This is a genomic window from Brucella sp. 22210 (genome assembly GCF_052045675.1).
Lineage (GTDB): Bacteria > Pseudomonadota > Alphaproteobacteria > Rhizobiales > Rhizobiaceae > Brucella.
On record NZ_JBQEPD010000176.1, the window covers coordinates 1 to 439 of the forward strand.

A 439-nucleotide genomic window follows, 5' to 3' on the forward strand; every position below is an offset into this window, starting at 1 on the left:
TCATCAATACAAAACAGGCGTTTCAGGGTGAATATGTTATCAACCCTGGCGATACGCTCAGTGTGGAAGGGCAGGGTGATATTTCTGCCGCTGCGGGCGTGACCAATAATGGCGTCATCGACATTAAGAATGGCAATACTGTTGATAGCCAGGCTGCCAATAGGCGGCTGGCTGCCATACAGGGCACGGATATAGAGATGGGCCATCTGCGCGGTGGGGAAAATGCGATCCTGGAGAATGGTGCCCAAAATATCATCATCACCAATGGCGATGGCAGTGAATATAAGGGCCTGATTGGTCCAGGTACCGGTGGCTTCACGGTCGAGAAGGGCAAGCAGGTCCTGTCGGGTGACAACACCTATACAGGCAATACCTATATTGCCGATGGTGCTGAACTGCAGCTTGGCAATGACAGCAAGACCGGCTCGATCACCAGCAA

At 52.4% G+C, this 439-nt stretch carries 1 pseudogene; it reads left to right on the plus strand.

Features of this window, described 5'->3' with window-relative positions:
• A pseudogene (locus ACTJKP_RS27220) lies at positions 1-439 on the plus strand (hypothetical protein); the annotation flags it as partial.